Here is a 14528-nt window from a genome sequence, read left to right as displayed (position 1 = left end):
GAAAGCACGTATGTCGTCGAACGCCATGGAGACCATGCTCCGCGAGAGCCTGTGGGCACAGACCCTGACGGCCGAGGAACTCGACCGCGTGGTGCGCGAGTCGCACGAGCGCGAGGTGCCGGCCGGCGGTTTCGCGCTGCGCCGCGGCGAGCCGGCCGACCTCTGGCTCGGCATCATCGAGGGTCTCGTGAAGATGTCGGTCTCGCTGGCCGATGGCCGCGTCTCCACCTTCACCGGCGTGACCACCGGCGGCTGGGCCGGCGAAGGCTCGCTGCTCAAGCCCGGCCCGTGGCGCTACGACGGCGTGGCCATGCGGCCGACGCGCATGGCCTGCGTGCCGCGCCACACCTTCGAGCGGCTGCTCTCGACGAACATCGAATTCAGCCGGTTCCTCCTGTCGCACATCAACGCACGCCTGAGCCTGTTCATCGGCCTCATGGAATTCGACCGCCTGCTGGGCCCCGACGCACGCGTGGCACGCTGCCTCGCCAGCCTGTTCGACCCTGTGCTCTATCCGCAGACCAGCAGCTTCGTGCGCCTGAGCCAGGACGAGATCGGCCTGCTGTCCGCGGTCTCGCGCCAACGTGCGAACCGCGCATTGCACGAACTCGAACGCGCGGGGCTGCTGCGGGTGGAGCACGGCGGCGTCGAGGTGCTCGACCTCGCGGGGCTGCGCGGCTATCTCGGTGAGGTCGAATCCGTCGCCACTTCGTACGCGCGCCGATAAGCCGGACAAGAGAAGCCGCAGACCCAGGGGCTCGAAGCTTCGGCGAACCAGCCGCATCCTGGTGCACGCACCGCACCAGGCTCGTGCCGCATGAGGGCAGTCATGTGATTGCCCAGGCCGCGAAAGAGCGGCGCTTCATCCGTCTTCCCCTCGACAGCACCGGTCGTAGGTGATTTCCCTCGTCCCCTGGCCCGGTGCTTGCATAAGCACCCCAGATAGTTGAATACTTCAACTATTGAAGATTTCTCCCATCTGCTCATGCACGCACCGCTCGAACTGAAAACCGACTACATCAACGTCCTGCTCGACCTGGCGTCCGAGCGAACGAGGGATCGCGGCTCGCGCATCTACGAGATCGAAGTCGGCCTGTCGATCCGTGACGTGCGACTGCTTCGCATGATCGGCGGCGCACCCGGCATCACGATGGGCCAGCTGGTGCAAACCTGCGCCATCGAGAAGACGCTGGTCTCCAAGCTCGTGGGCTCGCTGGTGCAGCGCGAACTGGTGCAGCGCCAGATCGGCAGCGAAGACGCCCGGCAGATCCACCTGTGCCTGACCCCATCCGGCATCGACCTCGTGCTGCAGGCCGAGCCCATCGGGAGGGAAATGGAAGCGCGCTTCCTCGACTGCCTCAGCGCGACCGAGGTCGCCACCCTGCACCGCATCCTGCACAAGATCATCGAAGCGGAAGCCGGCTCGCGCGACATCTTCGAATTTCTGCTGGTCCAGCTGCGCGAAAGCAAGTCTGCGGATTCCTCCTCACCTCCTCCCTCTGGCACTCCTCGAAAGAAGTAAGGCTTCATGGCTATTCCACTCTCGCTGCGCCGCGCGTTCGCGGCCGCCCTGCCGGCACTGGCTCTCGCGTTCTCTGCCACGGCCTCTGCGGACACCGTGCTGCGCACCGTGCCTTCGTCGGACCTGAAGATCCTCGATCCGATCTGGACCACCGCCAACATCACGCGCAACCACGGCTTCATGATCTACGACACGCTTTTCGGCATGGACGAGAAGGGCGCGATCAAGCCGCAGATGGTGGAGAAATACACTGCGAGCCCCGACAACAAGGTCTGGACCTTCACGCTGCGCCCGGGCCTGAAGTTCCATGACGGCGCGCCCGTCACCTCGCAGGACGTGATCGCCTCGCTCGCCCGCTGGGCCAAGCGCGACACGCTCGGCCAGAAGATGTACGAGGCCATGGACAGCATCACCGCGGAAGGCCCCAACACCTTTCGGATGAACTTCAAGCAGCCCTTCGGCGTGGTGCTCGACGCGCTGGGCAAGCCCAATCCGCTGGTGCCGTTCATCATGCCCAGGCGCATGGCCGAGACGCCCGCCGACAAGCAGATCGAAGAGATGATCGGCTCCGGTCCCTTCACGCTCGCCAAGGCGGACTTTCGCCCCGGCGACCGCGTGATCTACCGCAAGAACGCCGCCTACGTGCCGCGCAAGGAGGCGCCTTCGGGCCTCGCCGGTGGCAAGGTGGTGAACGTCGATCGCGTCGAATGGGTGCTGCTGCGCGACCCGCAGACGCAGGTCAACGCCCTGCTCAACGGCGAGGTCGACATGGTCGAGACCGTGCCGTCGTCCGGCTTCGTCGACATGCGCACCAACCCGAAGATCGAGCTGGTGGACGTGATGCCCGCCGGCCCTTTCACGGCGATCTACAACCACAAGGTCCCGCCTTTCAACAACCCCAAGGCGATGAAGGCCGCCATGCTCGCCATCAACCAGGAAGCCATGCTGCGCGCCCAGGCCACCTACCGTGACTTCTACAAGCCATGCGCGTCCATCTACCTGTGCGGCTCGGTGTATGCGAGCGACAAGACGGGCTTCTTCACAGGCAAGCCGCAATTCGAGGAAGCCCGCAAGCTGCTGAAGGAGTCGGGCTACGACGGCAAGCCTGTCGTCATCCTGCTGCCAGGTGATGCGCCGGCGCTGAACAAGATGCCCGCCATCTACGGACAACTGCTCAAGCAGGTGGGCTTCAACGTCGACGTGCAGACCACCGACTGGGCCACGCTCGTGACGCGCCGCACCAAGAAGGACCTGCCTGAAAACGGTGGCTGGAACGTCTTCATCACGTTCTGGGGCGGCGTGGATGCCAGCAGCCCCATCAGCTATGGCCCGCTGACCGGCAACGGCGACAAGGGCTTCTTCGGCTGGCCGACCGATCCGGAGCTGGAAGCGCTGAAGACCCGCTTCATCGAAGCCACCGACCTCGCGCAGCGCAAGGACATCGCGACGCAGATTCAGCTTCGCGTGCTCGAAGGCGGCGTGATCGCCCCGCTGGGCGAAGGCAAGGCACCCACGGCGGTGCGCCGTGGCGTGGTCAGCGGATTGCTGCCATCGCCCGCCGTTCTGTACTGGAACGTGCGCAAGAAGTAGGCGGGCCCCTCACCTCTTTCACCGAGGCGTTGGCCGGTTGCACCCGCTGCAACCGGCCGGGGATTTCCCTTGCCCGCGCCGGCTGTTCAATCGCTCGAACGAGACCCTCTCACATGCTCAACTTCCTGTTGCGGCGCGGCCTGGCCACCGTGCCCGTGCTCCTGATCGTGGCCGTCATCGTCTTCCTGCTGTTGCGCATGACGCCTGGCGATCCGGCGGCGGCCATCGCGGGCGATGCGGCCAGCGTGCAGGACGTCGAACGCATCCGCGCGCAGCTCGGCCTGGACGCACCGGTCCTCAGCCAGTTCTTCGGATGGCTGGGCCACGTGCTGCGCGGCAACCTGGGGTACTCCTACTTCTACAAGATGAGCGTGACCCAGCTGATCGGCCAACGGCTGGAGCCCACGCTCTCGGTGGCCGCCGTGACCGTCGTGCTCACCGTGCTCATCGCCGTGCCGCTGGGCGTGCTGGCGGCCTCTCGGCGCGGCGGCCGGCTCGACCGCTTCATCATGAGCGCGTCGGTCCTCGGCTTTTCCGTGCCGGTGTTCGTCGCGGGCTACCTGATGATCTGGCTGTTCTCGATGCAGCTGGGCTGGCTGCCGTCGCAGGGCTACAACCGCATCGCCGAAGGCGTCGGCCCCTGGCTGCGCAATCTGGTGCTGCCCTGCGTGACGCTGGCCGTGATGTATGCGGCGCTGATCGCGCGGGTCACGCGGGCCGCGGTTTCCGAAGCGCTGACCGAAGACTATGTGCGCACCGCGCGCGCCAAGGGCATCTCCGAGCGGCGCATGCTGATCCGCCACGCGCTCGCCAATGCGGCCGTGCCGATCGCCACCATCATCGGCCTGAGCGTGGCCGGCCTCATCGGCGGCGTGGTGGTGACCGAAACCATCTACGCCATACCGGGCCTGGGCCAGCTGACGGTGGATGCCGTGCTCTCGCGCGACTACCCGCTCATCCAGGGCATCACCCTGTTCTTCTCGCTCGTCTACGTGGTCGTGAACCTGCTGGTGGACCTGAGCTACCTGCTGCTCGATCCGCGCATCCGCTACTGACGCGAGCGGTCATCTTTCTTTCGGAGACCTTTTCATGACTTCGATTCCCCTGCCGGCGGACACGGCGGCAACCGCGCCGCGCCGCCATCGCCAACCGTCCCTCCTGCGCCGCGTCTTCGCGAACGGCGCCGTGCGCACGGGCAGCGCGCTCCTGTGCCTCATGGTGGTGCTGGCGGTCGCGGCCCCGTGGCTCTACACCATCGACCCCAACGCGATGGACCCGGCCAACTCGCACCTGTCGCCGGGCGCGCATGCCGAATTCACGACGCTGGCTGGCGACAGCTTCGCGCGCTTCTTCCCGATGGGCACGGACAGCATGGGCCGCGACATCTGGAGCCGCACGGCCTACGGCGCGCGCATTTCGCTGTCGGTGGGCGTGGCGGTCGCGCTGGGCTCGATCGCGCTCGGGGTGCTGGTGGGCATGGTCGCGGGTTACTTTCGCCGCCTCGACGGCACGATCATGCGGGTGATGGACGGGATCATGGCCATCCCGGGCATCCTGTTCGCCATCGTGCTCGTGGCGGTCTGGCGGCCCAGCCTGTGGACGGTGATCCTTGCCATCGTCGTTCCCGAAACACCGCGCGTGGCGCGGCTGGTGCGCTCGGTCGTGCTGTCGGTTCGCGAAGAGCCGTATGTCGAAGCGGCCATTGCGCTGGACACGCCCGCCTGGAAGCTGATGCTGCGCCACATCCTTCCCAACACGGTGGCGCCACTGATCGTCCAGGGCACCTTCGTCTGCGCGGCCGCCATGCTGGTGGAAGCGGTCATGTCATTCCTTGGCATCGGCCTGCCCTCCGACGTGCCGACCTGGGGAAACATCATGTCCGAGGGCCGCGCGTATTTCACGTCGCATCCTTCCACCGTCCTGCTGCCCGGCGCCTTCCTTGCGGTCACGGTGCTGGCAGTGAACATGCTGGGCGATGGCCTGCGCGACGCGCTCGACCCCAAGTTCAACAAGCGCGGGAGCTGACCATGGCACGCACGCTTTCCACCACTCAGCCCGCCGCCGGATCGCCCTGCCTTGTCGTGCGCGACCTGTGCATCGACCTGCCCGAAGGCGCAGACCGGCCGCATGCCGTTCACGGTGTTTCCTTCGACGTCATGCCCGGCCAGGTCGTGTGCCTGCTGGGCGAATCGGGCTCGGGCAAATCGGTGATCGCCCAGGCGGTGATGGGGCTGCTTCCCGATTCGCTCAAGCCCTCGGGCGGACACATCGATGTTCTGGGCGAGGACATCCTCACGGCCGACGCGGCGCATCTGCGTGCCTGGCGCGGTGCCCGCATGGCGATGGTGTTCCAGGAGCCCATGACGGCACTGAACCCGGTGATGCGCTGCGGCGCGCAGGTCGACGAAATTCTGGCCGAGCACACCGGCCTCGGCACCGCCGAGCGCAGGCAGAAGGTGCTGGCCATCTTCGCGCGCGTCAAGCTGCCGGAGCCCGAACGCATCTACGACGCCTACCCGCATCAGCTCTCGGGCGGCCAGCGGCAGCGCATCGTGATTGCCATTGCTCTCATCCTGCGCCCCGCGCTGCTGATCTGCGACGAGCCGACCACCGCGCTGGACGTGACCACGCAGGCCGAGATCCTTTCGCTCATCCGCGAGATGCAGCAGGAGAACGGCACGGCGGTGCTGTTCATCACGCACGACTTCGGCGTGGTCGCGGACATTGCGGACCATGTCGTGGTGCTGCAGCTGGGCCGCCAGATCGAAAGCGGACCGAAGGACAACGTACTGCGCCGGCCGAAGGAGCCCTACACGCGCATGCTGCTCGATGCCGTGCCGCACCTCGCGCCCGCCTCGCGCCCTCCCATCGCGGACGCACCTCCACTGCTCGATGCGCGCAGCGTGACCAAGACCTACCGCTCCGGCTCGTGGCCCGGCAAGCGCCGCACGGTGCATGCGGCAACCGACGTGTCGCTCAAGCTCCACGCCGGCGAAACCGTGGGCATCGTGGGCGAGTCGGGCTCGGGCAAGTCCACCGTGGCGCGCTGCATCGCGCGGCTGATCGAGCCGACCGGTGGCGAGGTCTGGGTGCCCCATCTCGAAGCGGAGCACGCGCCGCGTGCACGGCTCTCGGCTTTCCGGCGCATGGTGCAGGTGGTGTTCCAGGACCCGAACCGCTCGCTGAATCCGCGCCGCACGGTCGGGCAGTCGATCATCGAAGGGCCGGTGAATTTCGGTCTCTCGCCCGAGAAGGCCTGGAAGCGCGCCGAGGAACTGATGGACCTGGTGCGATTGAAACCCGAGGTGCTGCACCGCTATCCGAGCGAGTTCTCCGGCGGCCAGCGGCAGCGCCTGTGCATTGCGCGCGCTCTGGCCTGCGAGCCCCAGGTTCTGATTGCCGACGAGGCCGTTTCGGCGCTCGACGTTTCCGTGCAGGACCAGATCCTCAAGCTGCTCGCGGAAATCCAGCAGCGCCTGTCCATCGGCATCCTCTTCATCACGCACGACCTGCGCGTGGCCAGCCAGATCTGCGACCGGCTGATCGTCATGCACAAGGGCCGCATCGTCGAGCAAGGCACTGCGCGCGACGTGCTGCTGTCGCCGCGCGAGGCCTACACCCGCTCCCTGTTGGCCGCAGCCCCTGGTCAGGGCTACGCATTCGGGCAGGGCTGATGCGCGTGCATCAGCCACTGGCTCCGATCAACATCTTCGACCCGCAAAAGAAACACACCATGGAAACACCCCTGTACGCCCTCAGCGCCGTTCAACTGCTCGAACGCTATCGCGCCCGCACCCTCTCCCCCGTCGACGTGACGAAGGCCGTGCTGGCGCGCATCGAACGCTGGGAGCCGAGCATCCACGCCACCTACGGGCTGGATGCCGAAGCCGCGCTGGCCTCGGCCCAGGCCTCCGAAACACGATGGACCCAGGGTGCGCCGCAGGGCGAGCTGGACGGCGTACCGGTCACGCTCAAGGAAAACATCGCCACGCGCGGCACGCCGTCTCCGCTGGGCAGCGCTGCCACGGTGCTGTCGCCCGCCGCGGTGGATGCACCTGCAGCCGCGCGCCTGCGCGAAGCGGGTGCGGTCATCGTCACCAAAACGACGATGCCGGACTTCGGCTTCCTGGGCGCGGCCCCGTCGAGCTTTCATGCGCTCACGCGCAACCCTTGGGACCTGAGCAAGAACACGGGCGGTTCCAGCTCCGGCGCCGGTGCCGCCGCCGCCGCGGGCTACGGCCCCTTGCACCTGGGCACCGACATCGGCGGCTCGGTGCGCATTCCCGCCAGCTTCTGCGGCGTGTTCGGCCTGAAGCCCAGCCATGGACGTATTCCGGTCGACCCGCCGGCGGCCGCACGCGTGATCGGCCCCATGACGCGCACCGTCGCCGACGCCGCTCTGCTGATGAAGGTGGTGTCGCGCCCCGATCCGCGCGACTACATGAGCCTGCCGGCGCAAGACATCGCGTGGGAGTACCTGGGCCGCGACGTGCGGGGCCTGCGCATCGGCCTGTGGACCGACACCGCGGGCGGCTGGCCGATCGACCCCGAGGTGAAAGAAGCCGTGCTGGCCGCGGCGCGCGTCTTCGAGCAGGCCGGCGCCATCGTGGAGCCGCTCACCGACTGGACCACGCTGGAAATGCGCATGGGCATGGCGCATTTCTTCACCATGCGCTGCCGCGTCGACCTGGCCGCCATGCCGCTGGAACGCGCCAGGCTGGCAGCGGACTACATCCACGCGGCGGGCGAGTTCGCGGGCTCGCTCTCGCCCGAGGAAACCTTCCGTGCCTTCACGCGCATGCAAGCATTGCGCGCGGCAACCGTGGCCGCCACGCAGCCGTACGACTACGTGCTGTCGCCCGTGTCGCCGGTGCTGCCCTTCGCGGCGGAGGCCATCAACAGCGGTCCGGAGAATCCCCTGAAGGACTCCCACTTCACCTCGGTGTTCAACCAGTCGGAGCAGCCCGCGGCGTCGATCAATTGCGGCTACGCCGCGAGCGGCCTGCCCATCGGCCTGCAGATCGCCGGGCGCCGGTTCGACGACCTGGGCGTGCTGCAGGTGGCTGCGTTTTACGAGTCCGTGCGCGGGGTACAGGCGCCTTGGCCAGAGCCTGTGTGATGGGCTGAAGCATCGCCCTTCGGCGGCAGCCCCTAGACTCGGTCGCATGCCCCGTCCGAGTCCCCGCAAGTCCCTTCTCTACGCCGTCGTCCTGGGCCTTGGTGCGCTGTTCGTCTGGTATTTCAAGGTCCTGGCCCTCGGCTACTACTGGCTCAGCACGACACTGGGCGCATCGCAGTGGGCGGGCACCTCGCTGTGGCTCCCGGACTACAAGGTGGCGGTCGAGGGCGTGCCGATCCAGGGCCTCAGCCGCAATGCCTCGGGCCTGACCTTCAACACGGAAACCGGCACCCTCTTCACCGTCATCAACCGCCCGCCGCAGATCGCGGAGCTCACCACCGAGGGCCGGCTGCTGCGCGTCATCGCGCTCGACGGGGTGAAGGATCCCGAGGGCATCACCTACGTGCAGGGCGACAGCTACGTGATCTCGGACGAGGACAGCCACCGCATGTACTGGGTGCAGATCGGCCGCGATACGCAGCGGGTGTCGGTGGCCGGCCGGCCGAGCCTGGGCATCGGCATCGACAAGCTGCACAACAGCAGCTTCGAGGGCATTTCGTGGGACGGCGTGCACAAGCGCCTGTATGTGGTGCGCGAAAAGCTGCCGATGCGCGTGCTGGTGATCACCGGGCTGGACCCGGCCATGCCCTCCACCGGTTTCAACATCGACATCAGCGAATGGAAATCCTCGCGCGCGGCCTCGCTGTTCATGAGCGACCTTTCCTCGGTCACGCTGCATGACGAGACCGGACACCTGCTGCTGCTGAGCGACGAGTCGGCACTGATCGTGGAATACGCGCCGGACGGGCGTCCGGTCAGCATGCTGCCGCTGTGGCGCGGGTTCTCCGGCCTGCAGCGCAAGGTGCCGCAGCCCGAGGGGGTCGCCGTGGGGCCCGACGGCAGGCTCTATCTGCTGTCCGAACCCAATCTGTTCTACCGATTCGAGCGGACGTCAGCCTCGGCGTCGGCAGCGACAACGCCTTCGCCGAAATAGAAAGACTGGATGTCGGCGCGCTGGCGCAGCGCCGCTGCATCGCCGCTCAAGACGGCAGCGCCGGCATCGAGCACGGTCGCCCGGTCGGCGTATTGCAGCGCCACGGTGGAGTTCTGCTCGGCAACCAGGATCGAGAGGCCTTGCTCACGGTTAAGCCGCCGCAGCTGCTCGAAGATGTCGCGCACCACCAGCGGCGCGAGGCCCATCGAAGGTTCGTCGAGCACCAGCATCCGGGGCCGCGACATCAGCGCGCGGCCAATGGCCGTCATCTGCTGCTCGCCGCCGGAGCTGAGGCCGGCCGGGGTCTTTCGCCTGTCCTTGAGCTTCGGAAAGATCGCGTAGACCCTTGCGAGGTCTTCGGCGGTTTCCGAACGCCGCGCGCTGCGGCCGAGCCCGCCGGTCAGCAGGTTCTCTTCCACCGTCAGCGTGCGAAAGCAGTGGCGCCCCTCCAGCACCTGCACCAGGCCGAGCCGCACGAGATCGGCCGGGCTTGTGCGGCCCGTGTCGTGCCCATCGAAGACGATGCGCCCGGCCGTGACCTGTCCGCGCTCGGCCGGCAGCAGGTTCGACACCGCCTTGAGCGTGGTCGACTTGCCCGCGCCGTTGGCACCGAGCAGCGCATGGATCTCGCCGGCGCGCACCTCCAGGCTCACGCCGTGCAGCGCGGCAATCGAGCGCTGGTACACCGCCTCGACGGCCTCGATGCGCAACAGGGAAGCCGTCACCTCAGCTCCACGCGTGGAACGGCGGCTTCACGCCGTTGAGGAAGTAGTTGCCCACGATGGCGTACTTCCAGCGCACGGGATCGTGCAGCGTGTGCGTGCGCGCGTTGCGCCAGTGGCGGTCCAGGTTGTACTGGCCCAGCGTGGAGCGCGTGCCCGCCAGCTCGAACAGCTTGTTGGTCGCCAGGATGGCGATCTCGGTGGAAAGAACCTTGGCCTCGGCCGTCGCGATCTGCGCCGCGGCCACGCTGTCGGCACCGGGTGCGGCGACAGCGCGATCGATGGCGCGGCCCGCGCGCTCCAGCAGCGCTTCGCTCGCATGCAGGCGAATCTGCAGGTCGCCCACCGCCTGGATCGAATACGGGTCTTCCCATGCGTGGTCGCGCTGGCTGTCGATCCACGGGCGCGTCTTGGTGCGGATGAAATCGACCGTCTCCGCGATGGTGCCGCGCGCAATGCCCACGTCGACTGCTGCCTGGATGATCTGGAAGATCGCGCCGTCGGCCGAAGGCGTGTCGTAGCCCTTGTAGGCCGGGATCAGGTGCGTCCTGGGCACCTTCACATGGTCGATGACCACCGTGCCGCTGAGCGTGGTGCGCTGGCCGAAGGCCGACCAGTCGTCGATCACCGTGAGGCCCGGCGCATTGCGGTCGGCCACCACATACCAGGTGTTGCCCGCTTCGTCGTTGGCCACGATGGGCACATAGTGCGCGAGCAGCGCGCCGGTCGAATAGAACTTCTTGCCGGTCACCACCACGTGGTCGCCTGCATCGGTGAAGCGCGTCTCGAAATCGGCCGCGCGTTTCGAACCCGACTCCGAGAACGCATTGCCCCAGCGCACGCCGCGCAGGAAGTCGGCAAAAAAGAGTTTCTGCTGCGCCGCGTCGGACACCGTGCGCACTGCGGCGACAAAGCCCAGGTGGTTCTGCGTGATCTGCCCGAGCGACGGGTCGGCCGCCGAGATGATCGCGATCACCTCGGCCAGCGTGGCATACGACACCTCCGCGCCGCCGAAGGCCTTGGGCACGTTGATGGCCCAAAGGCCGCTCTGTGAATAGGCGTCGATCTCCTCGACCGGCCAGCGACGCAGACGATCGCGCTCGGAGGCGCCGACGATCAGCTTGGCGGCCAGCGCATGCGCCACGGCAATGGCCTCGGCGTCGTCGCGGATCACATGCGCGGGCGTGTCGGACAGCGGCAGGCCGGGGACGGGATCGTTGGCGGCGGTCGCTACGGATGCGGAAGGTTCGAGAACAGCAGACATGGCGTGGTCTTTCAGATGCGTGTGGACGTGCGGATCAGTCGTCGATGCTCTTGCGCACCTTGACGTTCTTCTCTTTCGCATAGGTCAGCGAAGACTTCTCGATGATCGGGCGCAGCAGCTTCCAGTCGGGCGCGATCCAGTCGGACACCACGTTCCACTTGCTGCCGTCCCACTGCTGGAAGGCCACGCGGCCATCGCCTTCGTGGTTGTCCCAGGTCACGTTGATCGAGTGGAACAGGCCCTTGGCGCCGAGCGCGGCGGCGCGCGCCTCGTCGATCTTCAGGTTCTCCAGGCCCCAGCGGATCTCGTCGCCGGTGAGCGTGCGCTTGCCGAACTTCGCCTGCGCGATGCGGATGGCCTCCACGTTCAGGATGCCGTTGAGCACGCCCAGGTTGTGATAGACGCTGCCGATGCGCTTGGTGTCCTGCAGGTTGCCCTTGCCCGCGCCGTAGACGACCTTGGTGATGTCCTGCAGCACCGGGTACTGCGCGCCGGCCGCCACCGTGGTGATGGCCACGTAGCCCTTGGCCGCATCGCCCGCGGGGATCACGTCTTCCTCGGAGTTGGACCAGACGTTGCCCACGATGTGATCGACCGGAAAGCCCGTCTTCTGCGCGGTCTTGAGCGCCACCGGGTTCATCACGCCCCAGCCGCGCAGCACCACGTAGTCGGGCTTCACGCGGCGGATGGTGAGCCACTGCGACTGCTGCTCGTTGCCCGGGTGCGGCACCTCGATCTGCTGCAGCGTGAAGCCGTACTTCTTGGCGAGCAGCTCGTAGACCGGAATGGTCTCCTTGCCGTAGGGCGAGCCGTGATACAGCACCACGATCTTCTTGCCCTTGAGCTTGTCGGTGCCGCCCTCCTTGCCCGCGATGTAGTTCACGATGCCCGAGGTCTCGCTGTACGGATTGAGCAGCAGCGGAAAGATGTACTTGAACACGCGGCCGTCGGTGGTGTCGGTGCGGCCGTGGTTGATGGTGAGCAGCGGCACCTTGTCGGCCGTCACGCGATCGATGAGCGCATAGGCGATGCCGACCGACAGCGGGTTCCAGGTGGCGATGCCGGGGCGTTGCTTCAGGCGCTCGTACACCTCGACGCCGCGCTCCACTTCGTATTGCGTCTCGCCCTCTTCCCAGGTCAGCTTGACGCCGCCCACGCCGCCGTCGCGCGTGTTGACGAGATTCAGGTAGTCGATGAAGCCGCCGAAGAAGCCCGTGCCGCCGGCCGCATACGGGCCGACGCGGTAGCTCTGCAGCGGGAAGAACTGCTCGTTGCCATCGGCGTGCGCGAACTGCAGGCCGGCCACGGACAGGGTGGCGGCCAGGGCCGCGGTTTTCAGGTGCTTGAGGAAGGACATGGTGATGAAGGTTCTTGGGATGCGAAGGAAAAAGAAAAGGCGTGCGCTCAGGCCGGCGCAAGCCGCTTGCGCGCGCGGTCCCACAGGGCGACCAGCCCCTGCGGCTCTACCGCGAGAAAGAAAATGATCAGTGCGCCCAACACGATGCGCTGGCTCATGTCGAGCACGCCCGAATCGAACCAGCCGCCGAAGAGAAAGCTGCCGACGCGCGAGAGCAGCAGCGGAAACACCACGATCAGCGCCGCGCCGAAGAAGGCCCCGCGGATCGTCGCGAGCCCGCCGATGATCACGATGAAGAGGATCTGGAACGAGCGATCGAGGTTGAAGCCCGCGGGCTCCACGGTGCGCAGGTACACGAAGCCCCACAGCACGCCCGCCACGCCGACGATGAACGACGACACCGCAAATGCCAGCAGCTTGGTACGCAGCACCGGCACGCCGATGACGCGCGCGGCCAGTTCGTTGTCGCGCACGGCAATGAAGTGGTGGCCGGTCTGCGTACGCACGAGGCGCCACGCCAGCAGCGTCAGCACGGTGACGATGCTCAGCGAGAAGATGTAGCGGCCCACCGGCGTGTCGAACACGATGCCGGCCACTTCGAGCGACGGCGCATCGATCACGCCCGAGGCGTTGTCGTTGCTGAACCAGCTGAACTTGGTGAGCGCCCATTGCACGAAGAACTGCGCCGCCAGCGTCGACACCGCGAGGTAGAAGCCGCGCAGCCGCAGGCTCGGCAGGCCGAACACCAGGCCGACGGCCGTGGCGGCCAGCCCCGCGAGGCCGATGCTCACGAGCAGTGGAAGCCCCTCCACGCGCAGGTTGAAGTTGTAGGCAGCGAAGGCACCGACCGCCATGAAGGCCGCGGTGCCCAGCGACAACTGGCCTGCGTAGCCCGTCAGCAGGTTGAGCCCCACTGCCGCGAGCGACAGCGCGAGGAACGGGATCAGCAGCGCGTCGAACACATAGCCGGAAGCGACGAACGGCACGACGCCGAAGGCGATGACCAGCACGGCAAGCGGCCAGGTCCACGCAGGCAAGGTCCGGGGCAAGGCGACAGCACTCATCGCTCAGGCCCTTTCGACGAGCTTCTGCCCGAACAGCCCGCTCGGCCGGATCAGCAGGAAAGCCAGCGCCACCACGTACGCAAACCAGCTCTCGATGCCACCGCCCACGAAGGGCCCGATGTACACCTCGGCCAGCTTCTCGAGCGCGCCGATCACCAGCCCGCCGACGATGGCGCCCAGGATCGAATCGAAGCCGCCGAGCACCAGCACCGGCAGCGCCTTGAGCACCACCAGCGAGAGCGAGAACTGCACGCCCAGCCGCGCGCCCCACAGCAGTCCGGCGACCAGCGCGATGACGCCGGCCGTGGCCCACACCGTGGCCCAGATGCGCGGCAGGCGCAGGCCCACCGCAATCGCTGCATAGGTGTCGTCCGCAACCGCACGGAATGCGAGGCCCACGCGGGTGTAGCGGAAGAAGGCCGAGAGCAGCGCGACCATCACGCCGGCCGTCGCGGCGGCGAACAGGTCGAAGGTCGAGACCATGATGCCGAGGAACTGCAGCGGCTCGTCCGCGATGCCCAGTTCCAGCGCATGCACCTGCGTGCCCCACACGAGCTGCGCCACGCCTTCGATCACGTACGAGAGGCCCAGCGTCGCCATGAACAGCGTGATCGGCGGCTGGTTCACCAGCGGACGCAGCACGGTGCGCTCGATGGCGAGACCCAGCAGCACCATCAGTGCGAATGTGAGCAGCAATGCCAGTGCAAAAGGCACGCCGCGTTCCACCAGGCTCACGAAGGTGAGTGCGGCGAACAGCAGCTGCGCGCCCTGCGCGAAGTTGAGCACGCCCGATGTCTTGTAGATCAGCACGAAGCCGATGGCCACGAGCGAATACATCACGCCCGAAAGCAGGCCGCCGATGAGCACCTCGGCGAAGAAGCTCAGATCCGAGGCGT

General features: G+C 67.1%; 13 protein-coding genes. 8 read left to right on the top strand and 5 right to left on the bottom strand.

What is annotated here, in order from left to right; translation table 11 throughout:
* Positions 1-10 precede the first annotated feature (10 nt).
* The 8 genes from GNX71_RS14120 to GNX71_RS14085 all read left to right on the top strand — a co-directional run bounded on the left by GNX71_RS14120 (position 11) and on the right by GNX71_RS14085 (position 9225).
* The gene (locus tag GNX71_RS14120; protein WP_206178891.1) at positions 11-727 is read left to right on the top strand and encodes a Crp/Fnr family transcriptional regulator; all 717 of its coding nucleotides are present in this window, start codon (positions 11-13) and stop codon (positions 725-727) included.
* Positions 728-985: 258 nt separating this feature from the next.
* Positions 986-1522, top strand: coding sequence for a MarR family transcriptional regulator (locus GNX71_RS14115; RefSeq protein WP_206178890.1), 537 nt, complete (start codon positions 986-988; stop codon positions 1520-1522).
* A gap of 6 nt (positions 1523-1528) precedes the next feature.
* Entirely contained in the window at positions 1529-3112 is a 1584-nt protein-coding gene (locus tag GNX71_RS14110) for an ABC transporter substrate-binding protein (RefSeq protein ID WP_206178889.1), read from the top strand.
* 113 nt (positions 3113-3225) lie between these two features.
* Positions 3226-4167: an ABC transporter permease gene (locus GNX71_RS14105; RefSeq protein ID WP_206178888.1), complete on the top strand. Its 942-nt coding sequence runs from the start codon at positions 3226-3228 to the stop codon at positions 4165-4167.
* A 34-nt stretch (positions 4168-4201) separates the two neighbouring features.
* Positions 4202-5137 (top strand): ABC transporter permease, encoded by a 936-nt coding sequence (locus GNX71_RS14100; protein WP_206178887.1) that lies wholly within the window; start codon positions 4202-4204, stop codon positions 5135-5137.
* A 2-nt stretch (positions 5138-5139) separates the two neighbouring features.
* A complete protein-coding gene (locus tag GNX71_RS14095; protein WP_206178886.1) occupies positions 5140-6786 on the top strand; it encodes an ABC transporter ATP-binding protein in 1647 nt (548 codons plus the stop codon).
* Between the two features lie 59 nt (positions 6787-6845).
* Positions 6846-8231 (top strand): amidase, encoded by a 1386-nt coding sequence (locus GNX71_RS14090; RefSeq protein WP_206178885.1) that lies wholly within the window; start codon positions 6846-6848, stop codon positions 8229-8231.
* A gap of 46 nt (positions 8232-8277) precedes the next feature.
* The gene (locus GNX71_RS14085) at positions 8278-9225 is read left to right on the top strand and encodes an SdiA-regulated domain-containing protein (RefSeq protein ID WP_206178884.1); all 948 of its coding nucleotides are present in this window, start codon (positions 8278-8280) and stop codon (positions 9223-9225) included.
* On the opposite strand, the gene GNX71_RS14080 is transcribed toward GNX71_RS14085, so the two are convergent.
* Genes GNX71_RS14080 through GNX71_RS14060 form a run of 5 tightly spaced genes read right to left on the bottom strand, consistent with a single transcriptional unit; the run spans position 9165 to position 14517 of the window.
* Complete coding sequence (locus GNX71_RS14080) at positions 9165-9950, bottom strand: ABC transporter ATP-binding protein (RefSeq protein WP_206178883.1); 786 nt, start codon at positions 9948-9950, stop codon at positions 9165-9167. The two genes, GNX71_RS14085 and GNX71_RS14080, sit on opposite strands and share 61 nt — an antisense overlap.
* A 1-nt stretch (position 9951) precedes the next feature.
* Positions 9952-11211 carry an SfnB family sulfur acquisition oxidoreductase gene (locus GNX71_RS14075; protein WP_206178882.1) on the bottom strand — a complete coding sequence of 420 codons (1260 nt, stop codon included), beginning with the start codon at positions 11209-11211 and terminating at the stop codon, positions 9952-9954.
* A 34-nt stretch (positions 11212-11245) separates the two neighbouring features.
* On the bottom strand, positions 11246-12568 hold the full coding sequence (locus GNX71_RS14070; RefSeq protein ID WP_206178881.1) for an ABC transporter substrate-binding protein: 1323 nt from the start codon (positions 12566-12568) through the stop codon (positions 11246-11248).
* 47 nt (positions 12569-12615) lie between these two features.
* Positions 12616-13632 carry a branched-chain amino acid ABC transporter permease gene (locus GNX71_RS14065; protein WP_206178880.1) on the bottom strand — a complete coding sequence of 339 codons (1017 nt, stop codon included), beginning with the start codon at positions 13630-13632 and terminating at the stop codon, positions 12616-12618.
* A gap of 3 nt (positions 13633-13635) precedes the next feature.
* The gene (locus tag GNX71_RS14060) at positions 13636-14517 is read right to left on the bottom strand and encodes a branched-chain amino acid ABC transporter permease (RefSeq protein ID WP_206179478.1); all 882 of its coding nucleotides are present in this window, start codon (positions 14515-14517) and stop codon (positions 13636-13638) included.
* Between the last annotated feature and the right edge of the window lie 11 nt (positions 14518-14528).

Source organism: Variovorax sp. RKNM96 (genome assembly GCF_017161115.1).
Taxonomy (GTDB): Bacteria; Pseudomonadota; Gammaproteobacteria; order Burkholderiales; family Burkholderiaceae_C; genus Variovorax.
Note: the sequence above shows the minus strand (reverse complement) of the source record. Positions and strands in the feature narration are given on the sequence as shown.